Origin of the sequence: Microbacterium sp. (assembly GCF_031988965.1) — a bacterium.
Lineage (GTDB): Bacteria > Actinomycetota > Actinomycetes > Actinomycetales > Microbacteriaceae > Microbacterium.
The window spans coordinates 1-318 of the sequence record NZ_DALZXX010000201.1; the positions used below are offsets into that span (position 1 = coordinate 1).

At 75.2% G+C, this 318-nt stretch carries 1 pseudogene; it reads right to left on the reverse strand.

The features are described 5' to 3' along the window. Positions 1 to 318 (reverse strand): annotated as a pseudogene (locus tag RTM68_RS17455) (hypothetical protein); the annotation flags it as partial.

Sequence of the window (318 nt, forward strand, 5' to 3'; positions counted from 1 at the left end):
CCGCCGGTCGGATGCGCAGCTCGTGCTCGCCGAACCTCTGGGTCCAGACGTCGGCGGCCCCCGCGCTCGCCGCGATCGCCTCCTGCGCGGGGGCGTCGTCGAATGACTCGTACACCCCCCACCGCCCCGAGCCGACCCTGGCGCTGACCGCATGCGGGCCGCACAGCCAGGAGGCGATGAGCACCGTGGCCCCCCTGTCAGCGCAGGACCGCAGCCCGGCCCGCGTCGTCTCCGGCAGACGGCTGCCCGCGACGACGATCAGCTCGGCATCCGCGAGCTGATCGGGGCGGGCGTGCTCGTCGTAGGCGATGACGCCGC